Consider the following 26811-nt stretch of genomic DNA (forward strand, 5'->3'; position numbering starts at 1 on the left):
CCTGTACCAGTTGTCCAGACCTTACAGGAAAAAATTACAGGTGACGATGTTAGCGCATCGTCACTTTTTTTTGGCTGATAATATCAAGTAAACATAGGGAACGTTTTAGTGGAATTACAAGTGAACAATACCTTTAACTGCAGGGCTTACCGGTAATATATACCTGATCCCCCCTGATCGTATAGCCGGCATTAATCGCCGCGCAGATTATCTTAAGCTTATTCTCAAATGATTCATTGGTGATAGTGGTAGTAATCATGCATTTCCCAAACACCTCTTCGCTGGCATTAATCTTAATACCGTAAGCTGCTTCCAGTGCATTAAAGATGGTAGTTACCGGTGTATTGTCAAATACAAAAGACGATACTTCAGTGGCAGGCTGTATGGCTGCGAGCTGTCTGTTATCCAGCGAATCAGCCACAAACGCGGCCGTCCGGGTATTGAAATGGATCTGATGATTAGGCGTTACAATATAAGTATGCTGCTGCTTATCTGCCAGGTTATACACCGCTATTTTACCTGTTTTCACCGTGATGGTAAGACTCCCATTCTTTTCAGATACGTTAAAACTGGTTCCCAGCACACGGATCCCTAATGCAGGTGTATAAACAAAAAATGGCCTGGCGGCATCTTTGGCAATATCAAAAAAAGCATCTCCTTTCAGGTATACTTCCCTTTGGGAATGCCATAAAAAAAGGTCATGTTTGATGGAGGCACCCGCTTTTAGCACTACAGATGAACCATCCGTTAAATAAGCCACCTGGTTGACGTTCGTCGTATTTTCGCGTATCAGTTGCTCATCCTCTATATGGCTTTTCAGCTTTTCCGCCACCAGCATTTTGTTATCTTTTTTCAGGTAGAGGAATACCAGTATGATTCCCCCCAATACTGCGGCCGCTGCCCCCCACCATTTATAATACAACATACGGCGTATAGGTGCAGGCTTCTCCTCCCGACGTTCTTCCTGCAGATGATGATCCAGGACGGCATACACCTCCTCCAGCAGCATTTCATTTACAGCGGCTGGCTTCGAGCTTTTACCCAATGCCAACACCATGCTCCTGGCCTTTTCCAGAACAGGTACACGCTCCGGATGGGCTGCCATCCATTGTTCCCACCACGTAGTATTAGCTGCGTCCGGAAACAATACCCATTGAACAAAGCGGTCATCCTGGATAAATTCCCAGGTATCCTCTCCAAAATGCTTCATGCAATAATTTATTTAGGAGGCAATCAACTGCCCTTTAATAACAAATGACAAAAGCTTTCATTTTATACTCAAAAAAAATAAAGTTTTTTTAACCTTCAGGTATAGCGCCCTGCCATAAAGGGAAAGACAGGTATCCCGCAGCAGAAATGCTGCATTTATATACTATTGGAGGATAGTAAGATGATCAACTGGTTAGAGAAACAGGTAGAATGTTTCCAGTAAACGCCGGGCAAACGGCGTTGCTTCGAGCGTTTCTTTAATGCGTCCCAGCGCGCTGTAAAGCAGGTTGCTGACAGACTGGTACTTCATGTGCATCATTTCTGCAATCTGGGCATTGGTAAAACCCATATAAAAACGGAGAGTAATAATTTCCTGTTGGCGCCTGGAAAGTTTTTTAATGGCATCATCCAGCAATATGCTACGGGAGTCGCTGATTTCCGAGTCAATGATCCGTTCCTCTACTGTGGCTTCTGACTGCGTAATGTCGTGAAGGTATTTGTTTTGCTTACCTGTAGCTGCGCGGTACTGGTAATCAGACCGGATCAATTTATACCTGAGACTACGGCATAAATAAAACCGTATGGCTACTTGCTCACTGATGTTGGCCCTGGTATTCCACATCTCGATAAAGAGATCCTGGATGATGTCCTTTAACTTCTCCGGGTCTGTACAAAACCTGGAACCATATTGAAACAGGGACACCGTATATTCCCGGTAAATCAGTGTAAAAGCAGCTTTGTCACCAGCTCTAAATCGCTTCCATAAAGCAGCTTCATCAAAACTTACGTCTATCGTTGCAGGCATGCGTGGATCTTTTACAGCAAAACTGATTTTGGTATTAAATATTGGCTGGTTAAAACTTTAATATGTTCAGGTAATGTAAATATTTTCCGGCAATTGGTCAAATTTGATTCAAATACCATAATGGAAGAACATAAAAATATCAGGATTCCAACACGGCAGGAAATGAATGAAGTTGACGGATTATTAAACGTACAATAGACAACTAATCAGTTTTTTACCTGTAACCGGGAACTATCCTGATTGAGTGGCTCAAATTTATCGGCAAAAAGGAAAATAAGTTATCTTTCATGTTATGGATTTAAGAGATGCCATTGCCCTGATAGCGCATATAGATATTACCGCTTCGCCTAAGAGTATCTGGGCCGACCTTGGATGTGGTTCGGGCCTGTTCACCTATGCCCTGGCAAACCTGTTGGAAAAAGGCAGTACCATTTATGCCTGGGATAAAGGAAACCCCCACTTATCGGCCCTCGCCAACCCACATCATATTGATATAAAACCCGGACAGCTGGACTTCCTGGAAGAGGATATCCCGGTATTCGGACTGGATGGAATACTGATGGCCAATTCGCTGCATTATGTCCGGGAGAAACCTCTTTTTATTGATAAAATAAGTGCACATCTCCATGAAAATGGTTCCTTTCTGATCGTAGAGTATGAAACAACCAAAGCTAATCCCTGGGTCCCCTACCCCATGCCATTCCAGGCTTTAAAAGCCCTGTTTCATAAAGCTGGTTTTACAGCTGCCGTTAAACTAAATGAAAGACCATCGCTGTATGGATCCGGACATATGTATGCCGCATTATTCAACAGATAATTCAACCATAAACAATTTGCCATCATGAGAATAATTACTTTCTTTTTATTGGTTTTTTCTACGTTAGCCGTAAGCGCCCAAACTCCTTTTGATACTTCTTCCCTTGTCCGCGATAACCGGGGAATTTATTCGCTGGTGGTATCTGTAAAAGACAGTGTCATTTACAACAGGTCTTTTAATGGCAAAAAAAAGGAAGAGCTATTCAACAATCAATCACTGACGAAAAATATCTGCGCCGTACTCATAGGCATCGCTATTGATAAGGGATTTATCCCTTCATTGGATGTACCAGTGGCCGACATCCTGCCCGCCCTGAAAGATGACCCGGACAAACGCAGGCTGCTTATTACGCTGAGAGATATAATGAACCAGGCATCCGGCTTATGGCACGAAAACCTGGAGCGGCTGGATATCTATCTGAATATCAGCGATCCATCCGGATATGTCCTGAAACAGCCATTGTTGTCGGCCCCTGGCAGCGAGTTGCACTACAACAACGCTGCTTCTCACCTGATGTCCCTCATCCTCACAAAGGCCACCGGGCAAACCACGTTCGACTTTGCCCGCAAGTACTTATTTGCGCCCCTGGACATCCAGCAGGTAGAATGGCCCAAAATGAAAGATGGCTATCATGATGCCAGTGGATTATTAAGCGTACATATGAGTACCACTGATGTAAATAAAATAGGAAGATTGTTGCTGAATAACGGCCGTTACAAAGGCAATCAGATCGTTTCTCAAAAATGGGCACAGCTGCTACTTACCCCCACCAGGACTTATCCGGCCCCCTGGGGCCTCACCAATACCACCTACGGGCTTACTTTTTATCATAAAACCTTCAATGGAGAAGCCTTGACATATGGCATGGGCTGGGGTGGCCAATTCCTTATTTTAATTCCTGGTCTGGATGCCGTGGTATCTGTAAACCAGGATGTCAATGACAGGACAGCCATCCGGCAGTCGAACGTTTTTATGGAAGGTATCTTCCCGATGGTGTTTGATTGGGTAAAGACTGGGCACACAAAATAATGCCCGGGCTTCTCGGCCGCAAAATGACGGGGAGTTGGTATTCGTAGCCAACATCTCCTCAACTCACTGCTACTTTATTATACTTTTCTTTATACTCAAGTGGCGACATCCCGGTTATTTTTCTAAAAACCTCCCGAAAAGCTTTATCGTCCGAGTACCCTACTTCGTCCATTACTTCATTTATATTCTTTCTTCCTTTTTCCAGGATACTTTTGGCAACTTCTACTTTTACCCGTTGCAGATACTCCACAGGGGTATTACCGGTAGCTTTGATAAAACGCCGGTCAAAATTTCGCCTGCCTGTTGCTAACTTTAAAGCCAGTTCTTCAAAAGAAATTTTCTCTCTCAGATTTTCTTCAATGTAAGTTTGCGCCTGGCAAATCATTTCGTCACCATGTTCTTTTTGCGTTTGAAAAACAAAAAAAGGTGACTGCGATGTTCTATCCATATCAATCTGGAAAATTTTTGAACAGTAAATAGCGGTTGCCCTGTCAAAATATTTTTCCACTAAAAAAAGTATCAGGTTTAAGAACGAGTAGGCACCACCATTAGTATATATCCCTTTGTCAGCAGTAATTAATTTATCGGCCTGAAGATCAATGTTCGGGAACAATTGCCTGAATTTATCAGCCAAATCCCAATGTGTGGAGCAGGTCTTCCTATCCAGCAATCCTGTAGCAGCCAGCAAAAATGCACCTGAGCACATTGTTGCTATTTCAGCACCGTTTTTATATTGCTCCTTTATCCAGGTAATAAGTGCTGCGTTCTCCCTAATCAAATTATCCTCATAGGAAATGGAAGGAATGATCAACAAGTCAGTTTTCTTTATCCTGGTAATATCTACCGGATGAATCGAAAAAAAACCGGCATCTGTTTTTAATTCGGGCACAAACCCTGCCATGCATATTTCCAGCATAGGCTTTTTCCCAGTCCGTTTCCAATATGCATTGGCGCCACTCAGAATTTCATAGGAACCAGCTACGCTACTAAGGTTTATTTTTCCCTGAGGGACAATAATAGTTACCTGCTTCATTGTTGGAATTTAAACAAAGGTATGGCATTAATATGTCCAAATCAACCCCGTAAAATGTCCATTTCACACCATTACACTACCTGAATAAGACTGTACCTTTGGTAAACACGAAAGTGAAAGAACCTCTGATATCAAACTAATTCAATAATAATTTTCTAATACAAAAAGAAAGATGAAAGGAAAAGATAATATTCTGACAGCAATACTCATTGGCTGCTTTGTGACCATTTTATTTCCACCGGTTGGTTACACACAAACGGCACCAGATAGCGCAACTATTAAATCACATTCATTTAATAAAAGTAAAACAGCAATTATGGAAGAAAAAGATTTTACGACAAGCATTTTGGTAGATCAATCTCCCGAAGAAGTATTCAATGCCGTGAACAATGTTCGTGGCTGGTGGCAGGGAGAAATTAAAGGTAATACCAGCAAACTCAATGATGAGTTTACCTATCAGATGGGGGATATGCATTTTTCAAAACAAAAAATAGTGGAAATTACTCCCGCCAAAAGAGTGGTATGGCTGATAACTGAAAGCAAAATAAATTTTGTAGCGCACAAAGAAGAATGGATGAATACAAAAGTCGTCTTTGATATCTCCAAAGAAGGTGAAAAAACCAAACTCACTTTTACACATCAGGGGCTTAAGCCTACGATCGAATGTTACAATGGCTGCTCTGGTGCCTGGGGGCAACTTGTAGAAAAAAGTTTATTCAGCCTGATTACAACCGGTAAAGGAGTTGATGTATTTTAAAATAGATAATCCAAACGATCGTTATGGACAATTACGAAACATTTTACCAGTTACACCATAAAGAAACACCGTTAATTCTTGCAAATGCCTGGAATGCAAAGAGTGCCCAAATAATAGAACAAAATGGTTATAATGCCATTGGCACATCAAGCGGCGCCATTTCAAACTCTTTGGGGTATGAAGACGGTGAAAAGATGCCATTCAGCGAACTGCTTTATATTGTACAAAGGATAAAAGCAAGTACAACTATTCCCTTATCAGTTGATTTGGAAAGAGGATATACCAATAACCTGACAGAGCTGACAGAAAACATCCAAAGACTTGTTGATATAGGAGTAGCGGGGATCAATCTGGAAGATGCCCAGGGAGAAGATATCTATCTGAAAAAACTCAATAGCATTAAAAATCATCTGGAAAAAAACAATCAAAAACTTTTTATAAACGCAAGAACAGATGGCTTTCTTTTGAAAATTGACTCCCCGCTGGAAACGACCATAAAAAGAGCAAAATCATATCAGGATGCGGGGGCTGATGGCCTGTTTGTTACCGCGGTTTCAGATACGGTAACTATTAAAGAAATCGCTTCATCTACCACACTACCTTTAAATATAGTTGGTTCCCCTAAACTTTCGTCCATACAGGCGCTATCTGAATGTGGGGTTCGGAGGATTAGTATGGCGGTGTTTCTATACAAGGCATCTTACAATCAATTAGGTAAATTGATCAAAGAGGTGAACAATCAACAATCATTCGAACCGCTGTTTTAATTCAATTCCAAGGGTGCTTGTTTTCTTTCCTTTTTCAGATGCTGCGGGATGATTTAACCAGCCGTTCCAGGATCAATTACGGTACTCACCTCGCTGATAGAATTAGCTGGAAATCCGCCCTGTTTTGCATGTTCACGGATCATTTCTTCGTTAGGCGCGATATAAATACAATAAATTTTATCGGCCGTCACATAGCTTTGTATCCATTGAATTTGCGGCCCCATATTATTCAGGACATTACAGGAAGCTTGTGAAAGTGCTTTCAATTCGTCTCCTGACAATTTACCTGCACCGGGAAGCTCCCGTTCGATAACATACTTAGGCATAACTTTAGTTTTAGATTTTCAGATCACAATGACAGTTGATTCATGTTCATTTCTAAGTCTTTTACTGGTTCTGGTATTTTGCGGGTGCTCAATGGGGTAGTTACCCAAATGTAAGCAATTTCCAGGTTAGTTATGAGGTCGTGGCTGTGCAATGGGTGGCATTCGTTCATATGAAACACATGGTATCCTATTTGTGGTCGCAATGACCTGGGATTCATTACATCTGGGGGCTAATTACTGATTGCTTTTATACTTTTTTATATAAAAATTTGTGGGATAAAAAAAGATTTCTAATTTAGGGCATCTCCTCGGGATGTAGCGCAGCCCGGTAGCGCGCTTCGTTCGGGACGAAGAGGCCGCAAGTTCGAATCTTGTCATCCCGACCATTTTCCAAACCCGCTCTGATAGCGGGTTTTAGTTTCAATACTCTTAGATATTTTTTCTAATCCCCTTCATTCTCAATTAAATATGGGTTCGAATCCTGTGATCTTTTAATACTAATTCGTTTCGCTCTTCCTATTATAAATCGAAAATGATATTTATCCTTATAATGCGTAGCTCCATTATTGTAGCGGTTCGCTCCGCGAAACCACCTTAAGTTAGCCAGGAACTTATCGCCATTATTCAATTGTACTTCTAGATTTTTTTTATTAATGTCCATATTGGAAATATTGCTATCCTTCATTATTGTCCGATTATTTGATGTCGCCAAACCGCAATCACCTGTGTATCTGCATGCTCTTCATCCGGATTATTTTCAAAAAGTCTTTTCTTTATATCAAATGCCTTTTTGTAATCCTCAATAAGGCCAACGCTGTTTAGATCAGTTGGCAAAAATGTCTCATCGAAACCTCCACAATTCGTCAAAGCACTGGTACAGTAATATTGATCAAGAAKATCATATCCAAGGAAACAGAAGTTTTCCAAATTAATCAATGCACAATCATGTTCAGGCTCAATGGCTACCGCCAGTAAATTAAATCTTGCCTTCTCATTTGTTCTTTTCAATACATAATCCAGGCTTGAAAAGAAGCCTGTTTCATAACAATCATCAAAAACAATATGCTTCCAGTCATCGTCATTCTCACGATCAGGTTCAACTAACACTTCATTCAGACCTGTGTCTAGTGAAATCAATTCCGTCAAATGTATCAATCGGCTCCATTTAATATATTTATCCCACCCCATTTTATCTTCATTACTCAATTTGTCATATTTTGCCCGGGCTGTATACAAAAATATTATTTGCCGCTTAATCATATTGTAGGGTCGTTTTGGTCCTTTCGCTAAAAATACGAATAATCCAAAACATTCATTTCAAATCGCCAGATTGGCCAAGGACCTTAAATCAATTAAGAATAAGTTCGAAATTTGTACAAGCAGGGCGACTAAAAAATATAAAACCCTATAAATTACTCATTTATAGGGTTTTGTATCTTCCACCAATGTAGTCGCAGAAAGACTAATTTTATACGACGCTTAAAATCAGTAAATTGGGAGTTCGAATACAACTAAGTTATTCTCAATAATAAGAAATGATTTTCGAAATATACAAACCAACAGGAATATTAAGAAACCACGTTGAAAATTATTTGGTTGTAAAAACAAAACAAGCAATTTCAGACGCTATAATTCCCGAAACCTCACCCATTCTATCTTTTAGAAGCAAAGGACAACACAGTTATTGGGTAAATGACATTCAAAAAGACTTGCCGCCTTCTGCCATTACAGGATTAAGAAAATCGGTGAAACCTATTTTTTTATCAAAGAACACAGAAACAATTTTAGTAAAATTTAAACCATGTGAATCCGCTTTATTTTTTAAAGAACCCTTGCAAAATTTTTCAGGAGTTAGTATATCATTATACGATTTCCTTCCCAGGCAAGTTGTTTTAAGTGTTGAAGAACAATTGGCCAAAGACAGTAATAATCTTCAAAAAATCCATACTATTGAAAACTTTCTGCTTTCTTTGTTTAGCGGCAATCGTTCTAATAATTTAATAAAAACTGCCGTTCAAAAAATAGTTCTGTCGAATGGCACTATAAAAATAAAAGAGCTTGCATCAATTTTAAATGTAAGCTTAGATGCTTTTGAAAAGCAGTTCAGAAAAACTGCAGGCACATCTCCTAAGCAATTTTCTTCCATAGTACGGCTTACAAGCTTAATCAATAGAAAATACAACAATCAATCTTTATCTGACATTGCCTATGACTATGGATATTTTGATCAATCGCATTTTATAAAAGATTTTAAAATATTTACTGGCAAAACGCCCATGGATTATTTTAAGAACACATCCGGTTCAATAAATCAATGATTTTTTACTATTTATTCTTTTTCGTGTTTCCGATTTTTGTTCCTTAAAAAAATCTAAATAAAAGAGAATGGAACAAAACAATAAAAACACCGCCCTGCTTGTAATGGATGTGCAAGCAGGAATAGTTGGAATTCTTCCCAACGCTGCAGGTTCGCTACCTAAGGTTGCGCAAGCCATAGCAAGTGCGCGGGAAAATAAAATCCCAGTAATTTATGTAACTGTTGGTTTTAGACAAGGAGCGCCTGAAGTAAGCATGAATAATAAGGGCGTTGCCGCCGTCAAAGAGCGCCTTGCCACGGTAAATATGAATGAGTTTACCAAAGTCCACCCGGATTTAGCTCCGCAAGACGGAGAGCTTACCGTTATGAAACGCCGGTTAAGTGCGTTTTCAGGCAGCGACCTGGAACTGGTTTTACGGGCTTTTGGTATTCAACACCTGGTACTTACCGGTTTTTCTACCAGTGGTGTAGTGTTGTCAACTTTGCGCGAAGCAACTGATAAAGACTATCGTTTAACAGTACTGGCCGATTGCTGCACTGATGGCGACGAGGAAGTGCACCGTGTGCTCACCACTAAAATTTTCCCCCGCCATGCGGATGTATTGCTGGTAGACGATTGGATTGCTTACAACCTTAAATATTAGACAGTTAGACGAGCAAGTAGCTTTAAGTCGTGAATAAAATAGTTCGAAAATTGTACAGGCAGGGCGACATTACATTTTGTATTAAATGATATCAAATGCCTGTAAATTAAATGTTACAGGCATTTTTATTTGTTCCAATCTGTGACAATTTGAATCAATTAATTTCCTCTTTTTCCGACTTAAAAGGGTACTTAGACAGTGACTAAAATCAAAGTCACAAATCCCAACAAATATCTGGTAAACAATTATTTATATCACATATACTTTGGGCGTCCATTCCAATTTATATAATCTTGTATAATTTACATGAGGTAGGCTTATTTTGCCTAAGTACAACGACTCGGAATAAGGATATGGCTGACTAAAATATTTCCTGCTATGATTAAAGTTGCTACTTATGTTCATGGGCATGCAACAAGAGACGTTACGGTGTTGAATAAAAGACGGGAATGTCTCTTGTTTCATTGCTGCCAATATTGATAAAGCACTATATAGTAAAAGCCCAACCACGAAATTTAGTATCTGGCTGTTATTGCCAAAGGCAATTGCGTGTTTAATACCCGCAGTCTCTATTTCAAACAACCTTAACTCTTACCGCCTTAAACTATATTTTAACACATATTGAGAAAAGGCTTCCTTATAATTCCGGCTAATAGGAATTTCTATATTTTTTATCCATATTGTATTGTTATCAATACTGTCAATTTTAGAAAAGCTAACCAGAAATGACTGGTGTACTTTAATAAATTCATTTGCAGGAAGCTGTTCTTCTATACTTTTAAGTGTAAGGTAGGCCATTAATTTTTTTTCCGTTGTATGGATTAAAACATAGTTACCTGCAGTTTCAATGAAAAGAATATCCGCATAATTTATTTTCTCTATTTTTTTCTCGCTGCGTACAAACAAAAAAGGTAGCGGGATGATGTGCTTCTGACTCATCTCTGCATATTCTTTAGCCTTTTGTGTGGCTTTCAAAAAACGCTTAAAAGAAATAGGCTTCAGCAAATAATCCAAAACGTCCAGGTCATATCCATCCAGTGCATATTCGGGATAGGCAGTAGTAAATAGTACCATCGGTTTGATACTGTTCTCTCTCAAAAATTGAATGCCCGTTTTCTGAGGCATTTGAATATCCAGGAATAAAATATCTGCATTATTCTGTTGCAGCCAGGATTCCAGCTTTCTGGTGTTCTCAAACTCCGCCACTAATAGCAGAAAATGAATGTCAGCTATAAATTCTCTTAATACTTTTCTTGCAATTGGTTCATCATCGGCTATAATACACCTGAGTTTGTTCATGCTGTCAGATTTAGGTTTACAGACCAGAGCTCGTTTCTATCTGTTATTTGAAGTGTATGTGCATCCGGATATAGAAGTTCCAGTCTTCTTTTAACATTTTCCAGACCAATTCCTCCATTTACCTGATCGTTTTTTTCGTAAGAATTTTCACATTCAAATAAGACTTGATTGAACTTTTGTATCAATGATATTTTGATGTAGCTTTCCTTTTCATTATCATAGCTAACGAATTTAAAAGCATTTTCTACAAAAGGTAAGAATAGCAATGGAATAACTTTTTGGCTGTTATTTTGAATCTCAATGCAGAGCTCAATTTTCAACCCATTACCTGCTCTGGCCTTTTGCATATTTACATAATTCTCCAGGTAAAATGCTTCTCTCTCTATGTCAATTCTCTTTACATTGGCTTCATACAAATTGTAACGTAATAAATCAGAAAACTGCACCAGCATATTCCTGGCAGGCAAATTGTCTTTTTCAATTAGTCCATAAATTGTATTTAATCCATTGAATAAAAAATGAGGGTTGATCTGCGCCATTAAGTATTTAAGCTCTGAACCCAATTGAGCTATTTGAATATTTTTTAATCGCTGGTCTTTTTCATATTGCGTTTGTGCAATGTACAACATGCCTGAAACCATTACGAACCAGATCGCATCCAGAAAGGCACTCCAGATAAAATGCCCGTAATTGCTGTTTGCTACGTCTGAAAGTTTCAACGCAAACTGATGATAATCATACCAGCCTTTTGTAAACGTATAAAGTGCAATTAAAACAATGACCATCACCAGATAAGTAAAAGTATTCTTTGTTTTTTGGAACCATGGCAGTAACAATAGCCCATTGGAACAGGTTACGATGACCATTAAACTGAAATGTACAAGGAAGGTGGGCAAAAATGAAACCCAGTTATCGTCTTCAGAATATAGCTTCTTATTGAGTGTAATAAACCCCACATGAATAACTAAAAACAGGAAATAATAAATGTATTTCTGATTTATCAGGTTGTACAGATACTTCATTTTTAATGTCAATTATTTTAGTAACATTTGCCCCCAAATTCCCTGGAACTATCATCCATTTCCCGTCTTAAAGTACCATATTTTTATGTTGTTTACCGTAAAATAAGGTATCAGTCCCTTGAAGGAACAAATGTAAACCGTTTCTTCAGTTGCAGAAATGGCTTCTCAAAGAACCGGTAAGAAAGCACGGCAGTAATGACGGTAAGTATAAAAGCAACTACAAACCCCACCGTATTTCTCCACTCGTATAAATGCAGGAATTTACTAAATGCGATCAATTCCTTACTAAACGTTTTATAAACAAGCCAGAAAAAAGAAATATGGAAAACATAAAGAGCATAAGATATACGGCCTAAATAAACAACAGGCTTAGGCAAAAACTTCTCCCGGACTCCCAGTAAGCTTAAAAACAATAAAATCACCCCGGTAAGTATCAATAGCCAACCGGTTACGGACTCAAATACATTGGATAGGTGCGGGGCATCGGCGTGAATACCACACGCCATAGACGCCGCCAACCAACAGCATAGTCCAGCAAAGGCCATTAAAAAGCGTATAACCAACGACCATTGCGGTAGTTTACCTTTTAAGTAAAGGGAAAGCAATATGCCAGCTGAAAAGAATTGAAATTGTACAAAACTGTTAGTCCATGCGCTGTTAAAACCATTTGTTGGGTTCAAGCCATAGTGAATGATGAACACATAGGAGATACCCAGGAATAGAAAAGCCGCTACTTTCAACCCCAGACGCCCCCCGTAAGCTGCAAGTAACGGAACAAGTATGTAAAATTGCTCTTCAACAGATATACTCCAAAGTGGATTAAGTGGATAAGCTGGAAGCCACTCATTTATCGAGATATACCAATTTCCGGCAAACAGCGTGAAAGCCACCCACGCAGCAGGTGGCAAAGCAAACTCCGGAAAAAGAGGTGTTAATAGCACCCATCCAAAAAAAACCAGAAAATAAAGTGGCCAGATACGCAGGATACGCCTGATATAAAATGATTTTGGGTGAACTTTTCCAGTCTGCTCCCGTTCACGGGTCAATAATTCGGTTATTAGAAAAGCGCTTAGCAGGAAAAAAACAGGCACACCGAAATTGCCGAGCAGACTTATGTTATGATACCAGTAATATTTCGTTTGGTCAACAGGTGCAAGATCTAGCCGATGTACAAAAAACACACATAGAAAGGCAATAAAACGTAAAGCGTCCAATTCTGGCCGATAGTATCGTTGAGTTGTCATATAAATTATGTTATTCTTTTTTTGACTCCAAAATATGATTTTAAGAAAAAAGAATAACATAATTTACATATTCCAACAGTTTTACGTGATGAATTGCTTTTTTGCACATGTAATAGAGAATCAAAGGCGATTAGGCTCGAATCCTGTTATCTCCGGTATAACAGGTAATATCAGCAATTGAATGCAAACCAACAGATATGATTCCTTAGCTTTTGATCATCCATCACAAGTTCGCGAATATCATCCGGCAATTGACTACGCTGCCATTGACATTCTTTTTGCCCCATATCTTCTTTTTCATTTTCTTTGACAGATTCCTTAACCGCTTTAATTGCATAGGCGGCCGCTCCCAGTTCATGGGCTGCGACGTGCGCCGTCACAGCTGCCTGCCCCGCAGCATAAGCCGCGTTTCGAGCAGCACCCTTTAAATCTCTTGCTGCAGCCATGGCATGGCCACCTGCTGCACGACAACGCATCATTTTAATCTCGCCGCGTACCCATGCCCGAACCTGCTCGATAGCTAAACGTGGACGAGGGTCAGAAGGTTGTACTGCTTCGAAAAAGTGCAATACATGTTCTGCACAATCAGCAGCCCATAGGGCAAGTAAACGATGATTTGAATCTGTTAAAGTACCACCGCGTCTTACAGTTATAAACCTTGGATCTCTATCTTTTGGCAAGATCATCGTATAATAGTTTTAGTCGTAATTGTGTTAAACCAAAGCATAAAAAGCAAATTTAGTTGATTTGGTTGGCTTCCGCCTAAAGTATCAAATCAGCTACCAATTGCAAATCATGCAGGAAAAGGTTCAAAAGTTGTACAGCTACTTCATGCCTTTTAAGTTTCCGCGATACCATCTACTTATTTAATTATTGGTTTGTTTTGAAGCAAGTAAACCAATATCATTGGGGTTGCGATGTTCATTTGGAATAATAAAAAAAAATACTAACTTCGATTTTATACCTCAAAATAGATGTCATGTCATACCTCAAATAATCATTTCATTCTTCACTTCTAAAAATTAATACTCTATGGAACCTCAAGTAACATCAGCAGCAATTACCTATTCTGAAGCCATTTCTACATGCGGATTCGTCGCCATAGCGGTCGGCATTAACAAAAAGGCGAAGAAGGGAGATTTCAATCCTTCCCTGGCTGCATACACGGATATAGTTTCAGATCCTGCCTATTCGCTGTTGCTAGACACCTCATTTCTCATCAAATACAGCGTACGATACAATATACAGGTGCAAGAGAACGACAACGGCTCTAATATCTGGTCCTATTTTGGTTTTATCGCACAGCATAAGACGTCTGGCAATTATGTGATAGTCTTTCGAGGTACACAAAATGATTTTGAATACTCAGCAGACAAGAAAATTGCGCTGGTTCAATTCAATGAGATTTATAATAAAACCGGATTAGTAGCACAAGGCTTTTATAGTATTTTTCAATCAGGCCGGATTGTCCTACCAGGAGACAACACCTTTAAACCCGTTTCATTAAGCCAACTCGCAGCCGATCCGCAAAAATATATGCCTGCAACGGGCGACCAAAAAAGGATAACGGTAACAGGGCATAGTCTGGGCGCCACAGTGGCAACCTATTTTGCTGCAGCTGCCGCTTTCAAACTAGGGAAATATCTTTACCTCGATACTTTTGCATCGCCCATGACAGGAAACAAGACATTCACATCTTCCGTTAGCACCAGCATCGGTGAAAGCACTCGTATTTATAATGAAGAAGATGCAGTTCCTAAACTTCCAGTGTTGCTTGATTTAAAAGGCAATAATATCTATACCCATGTCACTGGTGGTTTCAAGATTGATTCAACAAATAATCCAAATGTAAACCACAATCCTCAAACAGGACGAGCATGTGCACATCAACTTCCCGTTTACAGGTATCTACTGGAGCAACTTAACGGTAATGATAACCCCGACATCATCAGTGCCGGCGATGACGCAAGATGTAGAGTCCAATAATAGTAAAATAAGACGGGGACTAAATTTAGCCCCCGTCCTATTTGTAAGTCTATCTTTCCCGCGATAAAAGACCCACAATGCTACGGTGAATATTGGACCTTCATCCAATAGCTATAGAGCCTTTATTTCATTGCCGGTAATTTTTGTGCTGATTTCTCATGAAAGCTATCAATTCTGATTTTTTTTGCCATAAATAAGTTCGAACGTTGTCCAGTTGCCCCGACCTGACAGGACAAATGAGATTCATGCTCGCTTGTCCTGTTTTTATTTAGGCTAAAATCCTTATCCAACGGTGTCGTATTGTAAGTCGTATATGGAAAATTTATTTTCATGAATCCTATTTTGTACTTTATATCTGTCAACCAATTTAGCATTAAATGCAAAAAATTAAGTTCTCCCAAAAACTCATTGTCTGTACACTCGCAGGATTGGTAATTGGAACCACTACGTTACGTACAGGTTTTACATTCTTCAGAACAATATTGCCTGTCCAGCTTATAGTTAACGTTCCAACGCTTATGCTGGTTGCTGCCATTATTTACGCTGTAATATGGCAAATTCGAAAAACAAATAATCCTGCTACCCTTGCCTTCTGGCAAGGTATCATTCGCTATGGTGTAGCATATGACCTGGCAACATTTGGATGGGAAAAGATTTTTCATTCACAATTTGTAGTTCCGGCAAGCAAGCTGGATCTTCCTTACAGTAATTTTTCATCACAAGACCTGTTCTGGTATTTTTTCAGTTACTCTTATCCTTTGGGCTGTATTATTGCAGCATCTCAAATAATGGGAGCTGCGCTACTATTATTTCATAGAACAAGACTGGCAGCTGTTTTTATCCTGTTACCTATACTGGTAAACATCTTACTGATGGATATTTTTTATCAAATCGGTACGAGCGTGGTCGTGCACGCAGCTATTATGTTGTCAGGCTGTTTGTATTTCCTGTTCATAGAATTTGACCGTTTAAAAGAAATCTTCTTTGTCGCAAAAGATCAGCTACCCAGGCTTCATCTTCCTAAATATTTTAAAACAGCACTACGTCTTTCTATTATTTATATCCCCGTGCTGTTAATTACCCTGCGTGGCAAACCAGATAAAGATCCACAACTCACGGGTAAATACAAAGTGACACAGATAACGGTTAATCGGCAGGTTGTTAGTCCTAAAGGCTGTGCAGATAGTGTACTTACAGTAGTATACTTTGATATTAAAAACGGATGTGTCTTTGAATTCAACGGGGTAGCAAGGAGATGGTACGGAAATTATAAAAAAAAGAATACTGATCTGGAAATAAATTGGAATGCTCCGAAAGAAATGCCTCTCTTCAAGGGTATCATCTCTCCGGTTAATGCAACAGGAAATTTAGCACTGACGGGAATGCTGGGAAATGATTCCATGAAAATAACATTGCAAAAAATAGGGATAACCCGGTAAAAAGAGGAAGACTACAAGCATCCCGAAAATATTGAACAAGGCAGCATTGCTGCTGCCTTGTTTGTTTTATCTCTTTTTGAAATGCAGTCTATTAGCAGGCTAAATTATTTAATGGCGGGTGAGGAATCATGTCAATGTTTCCGATCATGACAACTTTCCAATAATCGTCCTATACAGGAAGGCCCTTCGGAGCGTTTATTGATCCTCCTCTTTATTATACATATTCTGCTCCAGGTAGCCGGTATCTCCTTTAATAAAAGCCTGCAGGCAGGAAAATGCAAAAGTGGTATCCATGGCATCCATTTGGGTAGCAAATGCGGGATTGAGCACATCTTTCTTTTTAAAAAATCCTACACGTTCCATCTTTGGTCGCAAATATTCTATGCTAACAAGGTCCCTCCTATATCCGGAAATACAAAGTGTCTCTTTTTCACCGAGGTGATTTTGCCGGTTTATTTCAAAAAAGTAAAACGGACTTTCAGGGCTACTTCCGGTGTCTTCGATCTGTTGATAAAGGCCTCCCCAATCGATCTCCTGGTACAGGTCAATCGCTTTTTGGCTATTGCAGTCAGGATAAACATCAGGGCGGCGGGTAAATGGAGATTGTATTTCTATATGATACATATACAGTTTTTTCAGGCAATACAGGTTATCAATATGAGGCATTCTCACCTGGGATTGCATCGTACAATATTAAGTAATATTCCTAAGTGCTGCAAACAGCAGGATCACCCACCTGACAATGTTCCTGTGCGGAAATGCTTACAAGCTAATGCCTCCCAATTTAAACCGTTACACCTGTTAAACTTTTGAACTAAATTGCAATTGTACGTTGCGAAGCCCATGTGGGCACCAGACACTAAACCCTTATTATTCTGTATGACGACAAAAATATTCTTATCGACAATTTTAGTATTTATACTTGCTTCCTGTCACAACAACCGCATACAGGACAAGCCCCAACAAGAGACGCCAAAAGCATTGGAGGACAATAGTTCTTTCGATGTTGTTTCAAAAGGGCGACATGCCGACGATTTACTTGAAAGCCTTTACAGTGAGCTTGTCAGTAAGGACGTTGAGTTAAAAAGACTGGAAGTAAAAATTAATGATCTCAATAGCAGTAAGAACGACTCAATTGAATTATTTGACAAGTTTAACGGGAAAATACAATCATACTTCAGATCAATAGACAGAAATGTTTCAGAAATTGAAGATTCGTTATTGAGAGACAAAATGAAACTTTTAATTGCCAGCAGCCTGACAAAATATAATTCACGAATTGCCAAACACAACGAATTACTGAAAGCCCTTGCAATAAACGAAATTAGAATTTCAGACCTTCATACAGCTTTGAAAATTGTAAGGACCTTGCCTCTGGTTGAAAAATACCAACTGGATAACCTACCAACCACAAGACAACTTGAAGGGTTTATTAAACAACAATACCAGGCTATCAATCTGGCAGACACACTTATAAAAAAATAACTTCGTTGTCGCCCGGAAAGCGTTGTTTAGGGTTCGATCTACGGTAAGGACAATTGTTAAATGATACCGTATTAGCAGTTCACGATAAAGTCTCACAATGCCAAACTGACATGCAAAAGATCCGTTGGGGGCGAAGAGATACTTCTTAAGCGCTGATTTCAAGTTTATATCCTTTGCCGCGTATAACAACAATTTTGGTATTCGGATCCAATTCCAGTTTTTTCCTGAGTTTTGATATGAACATGTCCAGACTGCGCCCMACAATAACACCTTCATCTTCCCATATCTCTTTTTGCAGCCGGCTTCTCTCTATAGTTTCATTGGGAGACATCGCGAACATGAGCAGTACACGTGTTTCGGTTCCGGTCAGCTCTATTGTCTTTTCATTTATTATCAACTGCCGCTTCTCCGCATCAAATAAAACCGAGCCCAAAGTGAATATCCTGGTACCCTGAACCTTAGGTAAGGCTTTCCGTGGCTTAACAGATCTCAGAAAAATGAAACCAACAAATGCGAAAAATGGCAGGCTGCCCAGCAAATATCCATTCATTGCAGTATTTATACCTATCGGTTTGAATTTAACATTGATCATGTAACATGCTCTGGGTTGCACTCTGCCTTTGCAGGTTACAATGTCATCTTTTGTATTTTGGGATATAGCGTATCCATAGGCTACACTGGAGTTGCTACAATTCAGAACATTCACCACATAATCACGTGCGAGGGGGTCTTTGGCCAACAACCGCCGGGTAGTATTCACCAGGACGTCCGGCTGAAAAGTAAAGTCATTCTCAAACCTGATTTGGTACTCATTTTCAGCGATCTTTTTTACCGGGAGCACCCTTGAAGTACTGTCGCCCGACTGTAAGAGTACTTCATGTCCTATCCTGCGGAGCAAAACTTCCCTCCTGGCAATATCAAAATCGTCATTGCCGGTCATACTGAAAGCTACGCAGATTACGGAGATAAGCATAAGCAGCATCAGCCCGTACAGGTACTCCCCTTTCCTCAGTTTTCGGCTTTCAAACATAATGTTGCAATTTATTTACAAAGGTTACATTTTAATTTACAATCCTGATTACCAGGGCTGAAAGATATCAAAGTAATTTCGATGAATCAACTTTGATATGATATGAAAAACAAAAAAAACGTGTTGTACAGCCTGATTATTCTGCCGGTGGCAGGAATAATTTATTCCCCCGCACAGGTTCAGCAAAACCATGACGCCAGGGCTGTCATTAATAAACAGGCCCCCGGCACTTCATTAGCCAGATACCCCCGGAACACTCCCCCGCTATCTTCAGGGTTTTCGATCAAAGGACTGAGGGAAGCTATTCAATTTACAACTACAATGAGACAGAACGGCAGTATGTGCATTGCTCGCTATTTGAACCATGCAGCTGTTACCAATATCAAAACAAATTAAAACAATGATGAGTATATCCAACAGAACAATTATTCAGACTGTTTTCCTTACGGTCTTTATTATAGCAGGCATTTTTAATGCCTCTTATGGACAAACCAAAGCCGACAAACTTGATAAGTTAATTAGTATATATGCAGAATACGGGCAATTTAATGGAGCTGTTCTCGTCGCTGAAAAAGGTAACGTTATTTACAAAAAGGGAGTTGGATTGGCGGATATAGAATGGAATGTTCCCAACCAGCCAGACACTAAATTCAGATTAGGTTCCATCACAAAGCAATTTACTTCCATGTTGATCATGCAATTGGTTGAACAAGGTAAATTGAAATTAGATGTACCCATTTCCACCTACCTTCCTGATTATCCTAAAAAAAACGGAAAGATCATTACTATTCACCACCTGCTCACACACAGTGCTGGTATTCCAGATATAACTTCCTTTCCCGGATTCTTTAAGAACATCAGCCGTAATGCTTACAGCCCCCTGCAGCTTGTGAATCTGTTTGCTGACTCAACGCTGCAATTCAAACCCGGAGAAAAAAATGCGTACAGCAATTCAGGGTATATGCTGTTGGGTTACATCATTGAGAAAGTAACAGGTAAATCTTACGAGCAGGTATTACAGGAGAACATCTTTATGCCGCTCAATATGAAGAATACCGGATATGATCATTCCAAACCTTTGCTGAAGAACAGGGCTCGTGGCTATGAAAAAAATGGGCGGCTTTATATCAATGCAAATTTTATTGACATGTCAGTCCCATACGCTGCGGGAGCATTGTATTCAACAGTTGAAGATCTGTACCTCTGGAACCAGGCATTGTATGGCAATCAACTGCTGCGGAAAGAAAATATGGAGCTGTTATTTATCAAACATATTCCAACAAACGGAGGGTATTATGGCTATGGTTGGGACATGTATGCGATGCCCTTAGGTAATACGGCCGAACGAATAGAAACAATCGGCCATGGTGGCGGGATAGACGGTTTTAACACACAGCTCACCCGAATACCTTCAGATAAATCCTTCATGGTGTTATTGAATAACACAGGACGAGCTCCTCTCGATGAAATGACGAACGCCATTGCTGCCATTCTTTATGATAAATCCTACGACCTTCCTAAAAAATCAGTTGCTTATTCATTGGGAGACCGAATCGAAAAAGAGGGAGTTTCCGCTGCACTTGAATATTATAAAGACATTAAAGACTCCACGGGATACTACCTCAATGAGGGTGAAATGAACAGGACAGGTTACCAATTCCTTCAGCAGGGGAAAGTGAAAGAAACAGCGGTAATCTTCAAACTCAATATGCAGGCATTTCCCAAATCATCAAATGCTTACGATAGCTATGGAGAAGCACTCATGGCACTTGGAAACAAAACAACTGCCCTCGAAAATTACAGGAAATCTGTACAATTAAATCCGGGTAACGAACGCGGCATAAAAATATTAAAAGACAATGGTATAAAGACAGATGACCTGATCAAAAAAGTTCCAATTAAATACCTGAACCTTTTGGAAGGTGAATACCTGAGTACGGATAATAAAGAATGGAAGATCAGATTTGAACTGGCGGAAGGCATATTGTATGGCAATGACAGGGGCTACAGATACAAAGCACTTCCGGTTGGAGGGGAAGGTGAGTTTATCAATCCGGATGGAGCTTCATTCGTTTTCGATACCAAAGACAAGCATGAAATAACTATGGTACTTATCGGAAGGGGCAGGTTCAGGAAGATCAAATAAGAGAAAAGGAAATTTTCCCTTCTTGCCTTTAAGAGAATTCATGACAATAAATAAACTAATTTATGAAATACATACACATATATGCTTTGTTCCTGATGCTTGTTCTTTGCACTTCCTGTAGAGAACACAACAAAACAAACCTCTCAAAAGAAAATATCAGGCCTGAAAACAAAGAGGTAATTGCCTCCCACGGACCGAACAGCATTACCCGTAATATCATACAAGATAGAAAGGGTAACATTTGGATGGCTGCATTTGATGGTATTTTTCGATTCGATGGAAAATCTTTTACCAATATTACCAGTAAAGTGACCTCGGCCCGCTTCTTTTCTGTTTTAGAAGATAGCAAAGGTAACTTGTGGTTCGGCTCTATTGGTTCAGGTGTTTATTATTACGATGGGAAATCCTTTCAAAATTTCACAACCAGGGATGGACTTCTTAATAATGATGTTGGTAGTATTTATGAAGATAAAAAAGGCAACATCTGGTTCGGCGTTTTTGGAGGAGCAAGCCGTTACGATGGGAAATCTTTTCGGAACTATATCATCAATGGAGATGCGATGAATGAAGATCGGACAGGAAAAACGTTTCCGGATAGACCTCCTTATGAAGTTAATTCTATTATTGAAGACAAAACAGGTAAGTTTTGGTTTGCTACAAGAGGCAATACCTTCGTGTATGATGGAAAAACATTCGCTGTTTTCACCCATGAGGACAAACCTTTTAAGAATGTTCGTTCTATAATCGAAGATAAAAAAGGTAATATCTGGCTGGGAGGTAATGATGGTCTTTGGCGCTATGACGGCAGTGCATTTTCCTATTTTACCCAGAAGTTTGTTGGTTATATAATCGAGGACAAAAAAGGTAATATCTGGACTAGTTCAGAAAGGGATAATAGCCTGGCTTCGGTACTTACCCGGTATGACGGACAGTCCTTGTCTAATCAGGCCTGGGCACTTTCACGGTATGACGGAAATTCCTTACCCAAAAAGGCAACGGTAACCGAAATAACAAATAAACCAATGTTTTTTGGGATTTTAGAAGCTAATGATGGAAATATTTGGTTTGGCGCTTTAGATGGGGTGTATCGTTATGATGGAAAAACCATTACCAGCTTTAATGGTAAAAAGGGTCAGAAATAATGGCGATGTATTTTTTTCATGCTGTAATAAATTGATATACTGAAGGGTATGCCGGTAGTGGCAGAACCGGCATTAAAATAACTAAAATGAATATCCATAGCAACCTATACTGTCCTATCTTTAAGGTAGTTATCCCAACTTATAAACCCTTAATGATTGAAGCCAATGAAACCCATTTCTATCCAACCGCTGCGGTTATCCGCATATGCTTTTTTATTGCTGAGCCTCTTCCTGTTCTCCTGCCGTAAGGATGTAGTGCAATCGCCATCGCCGCAGGCAGCAGCCCGGGATGTGCATACAGAGCAGATCGTCAGTACCTTTCGCGTGGCCGATTCGGTGGCCCCCCGCATCACTATTTATGTAAGCGCCTTGCCGACTGCCTGGCAAACGCCCATTAACCAGGCGATCCAGGCGTGGAATGCTGCGGGCTGCCGGATTAAGATCACGCGTGTGTCCACTCCTGCAAATGCCCGTTTGGTGATCAGCTCCTTTATTGACACAAGCTCTCAGGCCGTCTCTACTTCCAGTTTTCCGACTTCAGCCGGCAACTGCGGGCCTAGCATAAGGGTCAACCTGGCAGCTGTACTGAACGACCGTCAAAAGACACTTGTCATAGCCCACGAACTAGGGCATTGTTTCGGTTTCCGGGACACTAACTATTCCGGTTCGGGCGGGGTTGTCGTTATCCCCGGAACGCCCGGCGTCGATTCCGCTTCTGTGATGAATGCCCTGCGTTTACCCATACCGGAATGGAATGGGTTCAGCTTCTTTGATATTGTGGCCTTCAGGCAGGTCTATCCTTCTGGACCGGGCCTGCGCTCCTTTTTCCGCTACCGGATCTTTACTCCTTCTTCCGGCGCTGAATATTACTACTATACCACTAACCCTATGGAATATGGCCCCGGAAAAGATACCATCAGCTTTGAGGGCACTGCCGGCTATGTTATTTCCGGCGTATTTTCAGGCACTGTGCCATTGTATAGCTACCGTTCACTGAATACCATTGACCGGTATTATACAACCAGCAATTTAACGCAGCAGGTAGGTTATGTATACGAAAAGTCAGTAGGGCTGGTGTATAGTCCTACATCCGGTATCCGCCCCGCAGGCACACGTGCCTTGTATGAATATTTTAACAAAACGAGAGGCGCACATTATTACACCGTTGATACTACTGCTATGGGCGCTGATTTTAAAGGATTTGTCAACCAGGGTGTGGCTTGCTATATATATTATTAGTAGTATTTGCTACAGTATATAATCCCGGTTTAAAACCGTTAAATGATCGCACTCATGAAACGTACCACCACCAAACCCGCGTAGTTCTTCGCACATGGCCTTCTATTGCCGGCCGTTTTCCTACGCACCTTGGAACGCAGGATCTTTGGAGATCCGTTCCATTGTTACACCACTTCTTTTTCTAACGGAGTATCCATTTTCGTTTTGTAAAATGGAAAAAGGATACTTCGTTAAACTGGAACAAGTCATCTTGTTTACTCATAGCTTATCATTTTTCCGATTAAAGAGAGGCAATTTCTAGCGCCATGCCTTTTAAGCGTTTCCATCTGATCGTATAGGCTATACTTCGAAGTACAATCCGAAATTATTCATAGGCGAAAATGTGAGAAAATGTAACTTCCGATTTTGTCGCCTTTTGCAGGATTATGCGGAAAAACGTACCTCAAAGAATAATGATATACACCAAAGACATTCAAAACATGAATATTCGGGATTAAGCGGGGAAGAAGTCAGGGAATACCTGGAGAACTCTTAGTGCGGTGAAAGAGCAGTGAAAGAGTAGTGAAAGAGTAGTGAAAGTGTAATGGAACAGTAGTAAGAGTGTAATGGAACAGTAATAGAAGTATAACGGGAATGTAATGGATAGACGAGTCCTAAGTACCGGAGAAGTATACGAGAAGTAATAACAATACCATCGGGGGTGTAAATCAAACGGTGTCAAAATTTTATTTTTTTTTGCAAATTTAGTTTTAGGCTATGTGCCCATAGTAGCACTGCAACAGAGATTAAAAGCGTATTTAGAGACAACGAAAATAAACAAACCCAAGGATCAGGCTGGATATAATGAAGAATATATTGATACCGGGTTGAAAATTATTTTGTTGGAAAAAGAAAAAAATTAATTAATTTGGATTMCATACTAAAAACAGAAGAGTATTTTAGTACCTCAATAATAAATTCAATCTTCACCCTCAAAACCATTTTTCCATGGAAACCCAATCTCAATCTCAAGATCAAGCTGTATCCATTTCGCTGCAAGAGGCAGTCAAGTATGCCCAAATGGTCGACCTGGCAGACATTATTTACAAAACGGCAGTAGCGGCAAGTGATGTTAAATCACAACAAAATCCTTCTATAGCAGCGTATAAAGCCATCATAGAAAGTAAGGACTTCATCCTACAAGTAGACCCGGACTTTCTGAAGAAATACAATTTATTGTATAATATACAGATGATAGAGAATGGCTCCCCTGTCTATTACGGCTTTATAGCACAGAATAAGGGCACTAAAGACTATGTGATCACCTACCGCGGTACGGAAACGTTATCAGAACTTCTCTCTGACGAATTTATCGTTCCAACTTCCTTTAATGAGTTTAACAACAACTCACTGGTTCCAGCGGGCTTTTACAATCTTTATCAATCAGGCGTGGTCGTATCACTGCCCACTAATGCTCAATTATCTGCCTCCCTCACGTCTGTTGCAGCCGATCCGGCGAGTATTATGCCAGATGCCATGAATGTACAAACAGTGGTTGCAGGCCATAGCCTGGGAGCCACGCTGGCAACCTATTACGCTGCCGCTGTCTCCGTTGGCCAGGATAAAACCATGGATCTTAGCATCTATACTTACGCGTCGCCAATGACAGGTGATAAAACCTTTAGCGATACGTTCAACAGCAAAATAAGCGTAAGCCTGCGGGTATATAATGCGCCGGATAATATTCCAAACCTTCCACAGTGGTTCGATAAAAACAAAAAAAACATCTATACCCAGGTAGAAAGGAGCTTCAAGATTGATACGTCAAACGACAAGAATGTAGTCAGCGGCCCCGGATGTGCACACCAGCTGCCAGTTTATCAGTATCAACTTGAGAGATTCAATGGAATTACTAATCCGGATATCCTGACAGACAAATTTTGTAGTTGCAAGGCCAAAAAATAATAAAGGGACCTGTAGCAGCATAATAGCAGATTCAGACACCGGTCCGGAAATAGGTCATAATTGTAATCGGAAGTTGACAAGAAGCGCCTTACAGCAATGAGTTGTATGCGCTTGTTTGTCAAACAACGCGTCAAATATTTAAGCTACCAGCGTCGCTAACCTTCCCAAAACCCATTAAAAATAAGCTCGGAAATTGTATAGGAAGGACGACTAAACAAACAAGGCAGCATTTACATAAATGCAGCCTTGTTTGTTTTCATCATCTCCGGAAATGCTGTTCAGATGTGGCCCCCATACCTTTAGTGAGTTGTGGTATGAAGAGAACATACCTCCGTTGGATAAAATTACCGGAATAAAAAAGCGCCAGACAAGGCACTGTTCTATTTGCAATTACTGTTGCTGGAAATCGTAGTACGAAACGCTGCCGCCGTTTACATAAACCTGCACATAGGTGCTTGCATTATCTGCAGCATTACAATAAACCGGGTTAGACGGTGTGAGAAATCCATATCCGTTCGCAGAATATACCACGTAACTACCGGCAGAAACATACAAATAATTGCCGGACCAGCTTAGACCAGGTATTGGACCATTGCCAAAGGCATAAATGAAATTCCAGGTTAGGGCTGCCGCATGCGCAACAGGTGTGGGAGCTGATTGTCTGAATGCGGAAGTTGCCTTCATGCTAAAACCGCAGCTAAGAATGATGGCAGCAGTCAAAAGGAAAGTCCATTTTTTCATAAGATAATTTTTAGAAGGTTAATGTGATTAAACTTTCCAAAAGTTAATGAGACTTCCTTTAATCGCTTCTTCAATTTGTATCATATTATTGCTAATTTGTATCATTCTCGATATCACTGCCCCTGTTTGTACTTTAACAGCGAATGTTTTCTTTCTAAAAAATACCGTAAGCGTACCGCTTCATTGATGCGGGTAGTTCGAAGCAAAATACATAAGTACTTACCTGAAATTTCAAACCTACATGTTGCAGAATAGCAGTGATGCCAATTATTTTTATGGTAAGCGTTTGGGGAGATACCAACGTTACCACAGCCATAGCAATGTTCCTGCTTTCTGAGGATTAAAGACAAAAATAGCGTCCATGCAAGACTTAGGATAATATGGCAGAGA

General features: G+C 40.1%; 27 protein-coding genes and 1 tRNA gene. 15 read left to right on the top strand and 13 right to left on the bottom strand.

Annotated features, from left to right (window positions below; genetic code table 11):
- Positions 1 to 133: 133 nt before the first annotated feature.
- Together AC1DCV_RS05990 and AC1DCV_RS05995 are read right to left on the bottom strand one after the other, a co-directional pair.
- Positions 134 to 1210 carry a FecR family protein gene (locus tag AC1DCV_RS05990; RefSeq protein ID WP_477022326.1) on the bottom strand — a complete coding sequence of 359 codons (1077 nt, stop codon included), beginning with the start codon at positions 1208 to 1210 and terminating at the stop codon, positions 134 to 136.
- Positions 1211 to 1402: 192 nt separating this feature from the next.
- A complete protein-coding gene (locus AC1DCV_RS05995) occupies positions 1403 to 2014 on the bottom strand; it encodes an RNA polymerase sigma factor (RefSeq protein ID WP_477022327.1) in 612 nt (203 codons plus the stop codon).
- A 292-nt stretch (positions 2015 to 2306) separates the two neighbouring features.
- Here AC1DCV_RS05995 and AC1DCV_RS06000 point away from each other — a divergent pair, with 292 nt between their 5' ends.
- Positions 2307 to 2831 (top strand): class I SAM-dependent methyltransferase, encoded by a 525-nt coding sequence (locus AC1DCV_RS06000; protein ID WP_477022328.1) that lies wholly within the window; start codon positions 2307 to 2309, stop codon positions 2829 to 2831.
- A 24-nt stretch (positions 2832 to 2855) separates the two neighbouring features.
- Entirely contained in the window at positions 2856 to 3860 is a 1005-nt protein-coding gene (locus AC1DCV_RS06005) for a serine hydrolase domain-containing protein (protein WP_477022329.1), read from the top strand.
- Positions 3861 to 3918: 58 nt separating this feature from the next.
- On the opposite strand, the gene AC1DCV_RS06010 is transcribed toward AC1DCV_RS06005, so the two are convergent.
- Positions 3919 to 4893, bottom strand: coding sequence for a GlxA family transcriptional regulator (locus AC1DCV_RS06010; RefSeq protein WP_477022330.1), 975 nt, complete (start codon positions 4891 to 4893; stop codon positions 3919 to 3921).
- Positions 4894 to 5065: 172 nt separating this feature from the next.
- On the opposite strand from AC1DCV_RS06010, the gene AC1DCV_RS06015 reads away from it, so the two are divergent.
- Positions 5066 to 5650 carry an SRPBCC family protein gene (locus tag AC1DCV_RS06015; RefSeq protein WP_477022331.1) on the top strand — a complete coding sequence of 195 codons (585 nt, stop codon included), beginning with the start codon at positions 5066 to 5068 and terminating at the stop codon, positions 5648 to 5650.
- A gap of 23 nt (positions 5651 to 5673) precedes the next feature.
- A complete protein-coding gene (locus AC1DCV_RS06020) occupies positions 5674 to 6417 on the top strand; it encodes an isocitrate lyase/PEP mutase family protein (protein ID WP_477022332.1) in 744 nt (247 codons plus the stop codon).
- Positions 6418 to 6470: 53 nt separating this feature from the next.
- Here the strand turns inward: AC1DCV_RS06020 and AC1DCV_RS06025 are convergent, their stop codons facing one another.
- A complete protein-coding gene (locus tag AC1DCV_RS06025; protein ID WP_477022333.1) occupies positions 6471 to 6743 on the bottom strand; it encodes a DUF4242 domain-containing protein in 273 nt (90 codons plus the stop codon).
- Positions 6744 to 7052: 309 nt separating this feature from the next.
- On the opposite strand from AC1DCV_RS06025, the gene AC1DCV_RS06030 reads away from it, so the two are divergent.
- Positions 7053 to 7129: transfer RNA gene (locus AC1DCV_RS06030), tRNA-Pro, on the top strand.
- A gap of 298 nt (positions 7130 to 7427) precedes the next feature.
- Here AC1DCV_RS06030 and AC1DCV_RS06035 read toward each other — a convergent pair.
- Positions 7428 to 8003 carry a hypothetical protein gene (locus tag AC1DCV_RS06035; protein WP_477022334.1) on the bottom strand — a complete coding sequence of 192 codons (576 nt, stop codon included), beginning with the start codon at positions 8001 to 8003 and terminating at the stop codon, positions 7428 to 7430.
- Positions 8004 to 8278: 275 nt separating this feature from the next.
- On the opposite strand from AC1DCV_RS06035, the gene AC1DCV_RS06040 reads away from it, so the two are divergent.
- Positions 8279 to 9061, top strand: coding sequence for a helix-turn-helix domain-containing protein (locus AC1DCV_RS06040; protein WP_477022335.1), 783 nt, complete (start codon positions 8279 to 8281; stop codon positions 9059 to 9061).
- A gap of 67 nt (positions 9062 to 9128) precedes the next feature.
- Positions 9129 to 9704: a cysteine hydrolase family protein gene (locus AC1DCV_RS06045; RefSeq protein ID WP_477022336.1), complete on the top strand. Its 576-nt coding sequence runs from the start codon at positions 9129 to 9131 to the stop codon at positions 9702 to 9704.
- A gap of 591 nt (positions 9705 to 10295) precedes the next feature.
- Here AC1DCV_RS06045 and AC1DCV_RS06050 read toward each other — a convergent pair.
- The 4 genes from AC1DCV_RS06050 to AC1DCV_RS06065 all read right to left on the bottom strand — a co-directional run bounded on the left by AC1DCV_RS06050 (position 10296) and on the right by AC1DCV_RS06065 (position 13955).
- Positions 10296 to 11003 carry a LytR/AlgR family response regulator transcription factor gene (locus AC1DCV_RS06050; protein WP_477022337.1) on the bottom strand — a complete coding sequence of 236 codons (708 nt, stop codon included), beginning with the start codon at positions 11001 to 11003 and terminating at the stop codon, positions 10296 to 10298.
- Entirely contained in the window at positions 11000 to 11869 is an 870-nt protein-coding gene (locus tag AC1DCV_RS06055; RefSeq protein WP_477022338.1) for a sensor histidine kinase, read from the bottom strand. Before AC1DCV_RS06055 ends, AC1DCV_RS06050 begins: the two co-directional genes overlap by 4 nt.
- 266 nt (positions 11870 to 12135) lie before the next feature.
- Positions 12136 to 13269 carry an acyltransferase family protein gene (locus AC1DCV_RS06060; protein ID WP_477022339.1) on the bottom strand — a complete coding sequence of 378 codons (1134 nt, stop codon included), beginning with the start codon at positions 13267 to 13269 and terminating at the stop codon, positions 12136 to 12138.
- A gap of 170 nt (positions 13270 to 13439) precedes the next feature.
- Positions 13440 to 13955, bottom strand: a complete 516-nt coding sequence (locus AC1DCV_RS06065; RefSeq protein ID WP_477022340.1) for a putative immunity protein — start codon at positions 13953 to 13955, stop codon at positions 13440 to 13442.
- Positions 13956 to 14301: 346 nt separating this feature from the next.
- Here AC1DCV_RS06065 and AC1DCV_RS06070 point away from each other — a divergent pair, with 346 nt between their 5' ends.
- Positions 14302 to 15255 carry a lipase family protein gene (locus AC1DCV_RS06070; RefSeq protein WP_477022341.1) on the top strand — a complete coding sequence of 318 codons (954 nt, stop codon included), beginning with the start codon at positions 14302 to 14304 and terminating at the stop codon, positions 15253 to 15255.
- Positions 15256 to 15377: 122 nt separating this feature from the next.
- Here AC1DCV_RS06070 and AC1DCV_RS06075 read toward each other — a convergent pair whose 3' ends face one another.
- Entirely contained in the window at positions 15378 to 15587 is a 210-nt protein-coding gene (locus AC1DCV_RS06075; RefSeq protein WP_477022342.1) for a hypothetical protein, read from the bottom strand.
- A 45-nt stretch (positions 15588 to 15632) separates the two neighbouring features.
- Here AC1DCV_RS06075 and AC1DCV_RS06080 point away from each other — a divergent pair, with 45 nt between their 5' ends.
- Positions 15633 to 16694: a hypothetical protein gene (locus AC1DCV_RS06080; protein WP_477022343.1), complete on the top strand. Its 1062-nt coding sequence runs from the start codon at positions 15633 to 15635 to the stop codon at positions 16692 to 16694.
- Positions 16695 to 16889: 195 nt separating this feature from the next.
- Here AC1DCV_RS06080 and AC1DCV_RS06085 read toward each other — a convergent pair whose 3' ends face one another.
- Positions 16890 to 17378: a hypothetical protein gene (locus AC1DCV_RS06085; protein ID WP_477022344.1), complete on the bottom strand. Its 489-nt coding sequence runs from the start codon at positions 17376 to 17378 to the stop codon at positions 16890 to 16892.
- A gap of 195 nt (positions 17379 to 17573) precedes the next feature.
- On the opposite strand from AC1DCV_RS06085, the gene AC1DCV_RS06090 reads away from it, so the two are divergent.
- A complete protein-coding gene (locus tag AC1DCV_RS06090) occupies positions 17574 to 18179 on the top strand; it encodes a hypothetical protein (protein WP_477022345.1) in 606 nt (201 codons plus the stop codon).
- Between the two features lie 145 nt (positions 18180 to 18324).
- Here AC1DCV_RS06090 and AC1DCV_RS06095 read toward each other — a convergent pair whose 3' ends face one another.
- Positions 18325 to 19209: a winged helix-turn-helix domain-containing protein gene (locus AC1DCV_RS06095; RefSeq protein WP_477022346.1), complete on the bottom strand. Its 885-nt coding sequence runs from the start codon at positions 19207 to 19209 to the stop codon at positions 18325 to 18327.
- Positions 19210 to 19311: 102 nt separating this feature from the next.
- Here AC1DCV_RS06095 and AC1DCV_RS06100 point away from each other — a divergent pair, with 102 nt between their 5' ends.
- From AC1DCV_RS06100 to AC1DCV_RS06120, 5 genes are all read left to right on the top strand, one after another.
- Positions 19312 to 19605 (top strand): hypothetical protein, encoded by a 294-nt coding sequence (locus AC1DCV_RS06100; RefSeq protein ID WP_477022347.1) that lies wholly within the window; start codon positions 19312 to 19314, stop codon positions 19603 to 19605.
- 4 nt (positions 19606 to 19609) lie between these two features.
- Entirely contained in the window at positions 19610 to 21355 is a 1746-nt protein-coding gene (locus AC1DCV_RS06105) for a serine hydrolase (RefSeq protein WP_477022348.1), read from the top strand.
- A gap of 62 nt (positions 21356 to 21417) precedes the next feature.
- Positions 21418 to 22497 carry a ligand-binding sensor domain-containing protein gene (locus AC1DCV_RS06110; RefSeq protein WP_477022349.1) on the top strand — a complete coding sequence of 360 codons (1080 nt, stop codon included), beginning with the start codon at positions 21418 to 21420 and terminating at the stop codon, positions 22495 to 22497.
- A 165-nt stretch (positions 22498 to 22662) separates the two neighbouring features.
- Positions 22663 to 23736 (top strand): M57 family metalloprotease, encoded by a 1074-nt coding sequence (locus AC1DCV_RS06115; RefSeq protein WP_477022350.1) that lies wholly within the window; start codon positions 22663 to 22665, stop codon positions 23734 to 23736.
- A gap of 987 nt (positions 23737 to 24723) precedes the next feature.
- A complete protein-coding gene (locus AC1DCV_RS06120) occupies positions 24724 to 25680 on the top strand; it encodes a lipase family protein (RefSeq protein ID WP_477022351.1) in 957 nt (318 codons plus the stop codon).
- A gap of 390 nt (positions 25681 to 26070) precedes the next feature.
- Here the strand turns inward: AC1DCV_RS06120 and AC1DCV_RS06125 are convergent, their stop codons facing one another.
- Positions 26071 to 26421: a hypothetical protein gene (locus tag AC1DCV_RS06125; RefSeq protein WP_477022352.1), complete on the bottom strand. Its 351-nt coding sequence runs from the start codon at positions 26419 to 26421 to the stop codon at positions 26071 to 26073.
- Between the last annotated feature and the right edge of the window lie 390 nt (positions 26422 to 26811).

The organism is Chitinophaga sp. 10T418 (assembly GCF_056394125.1).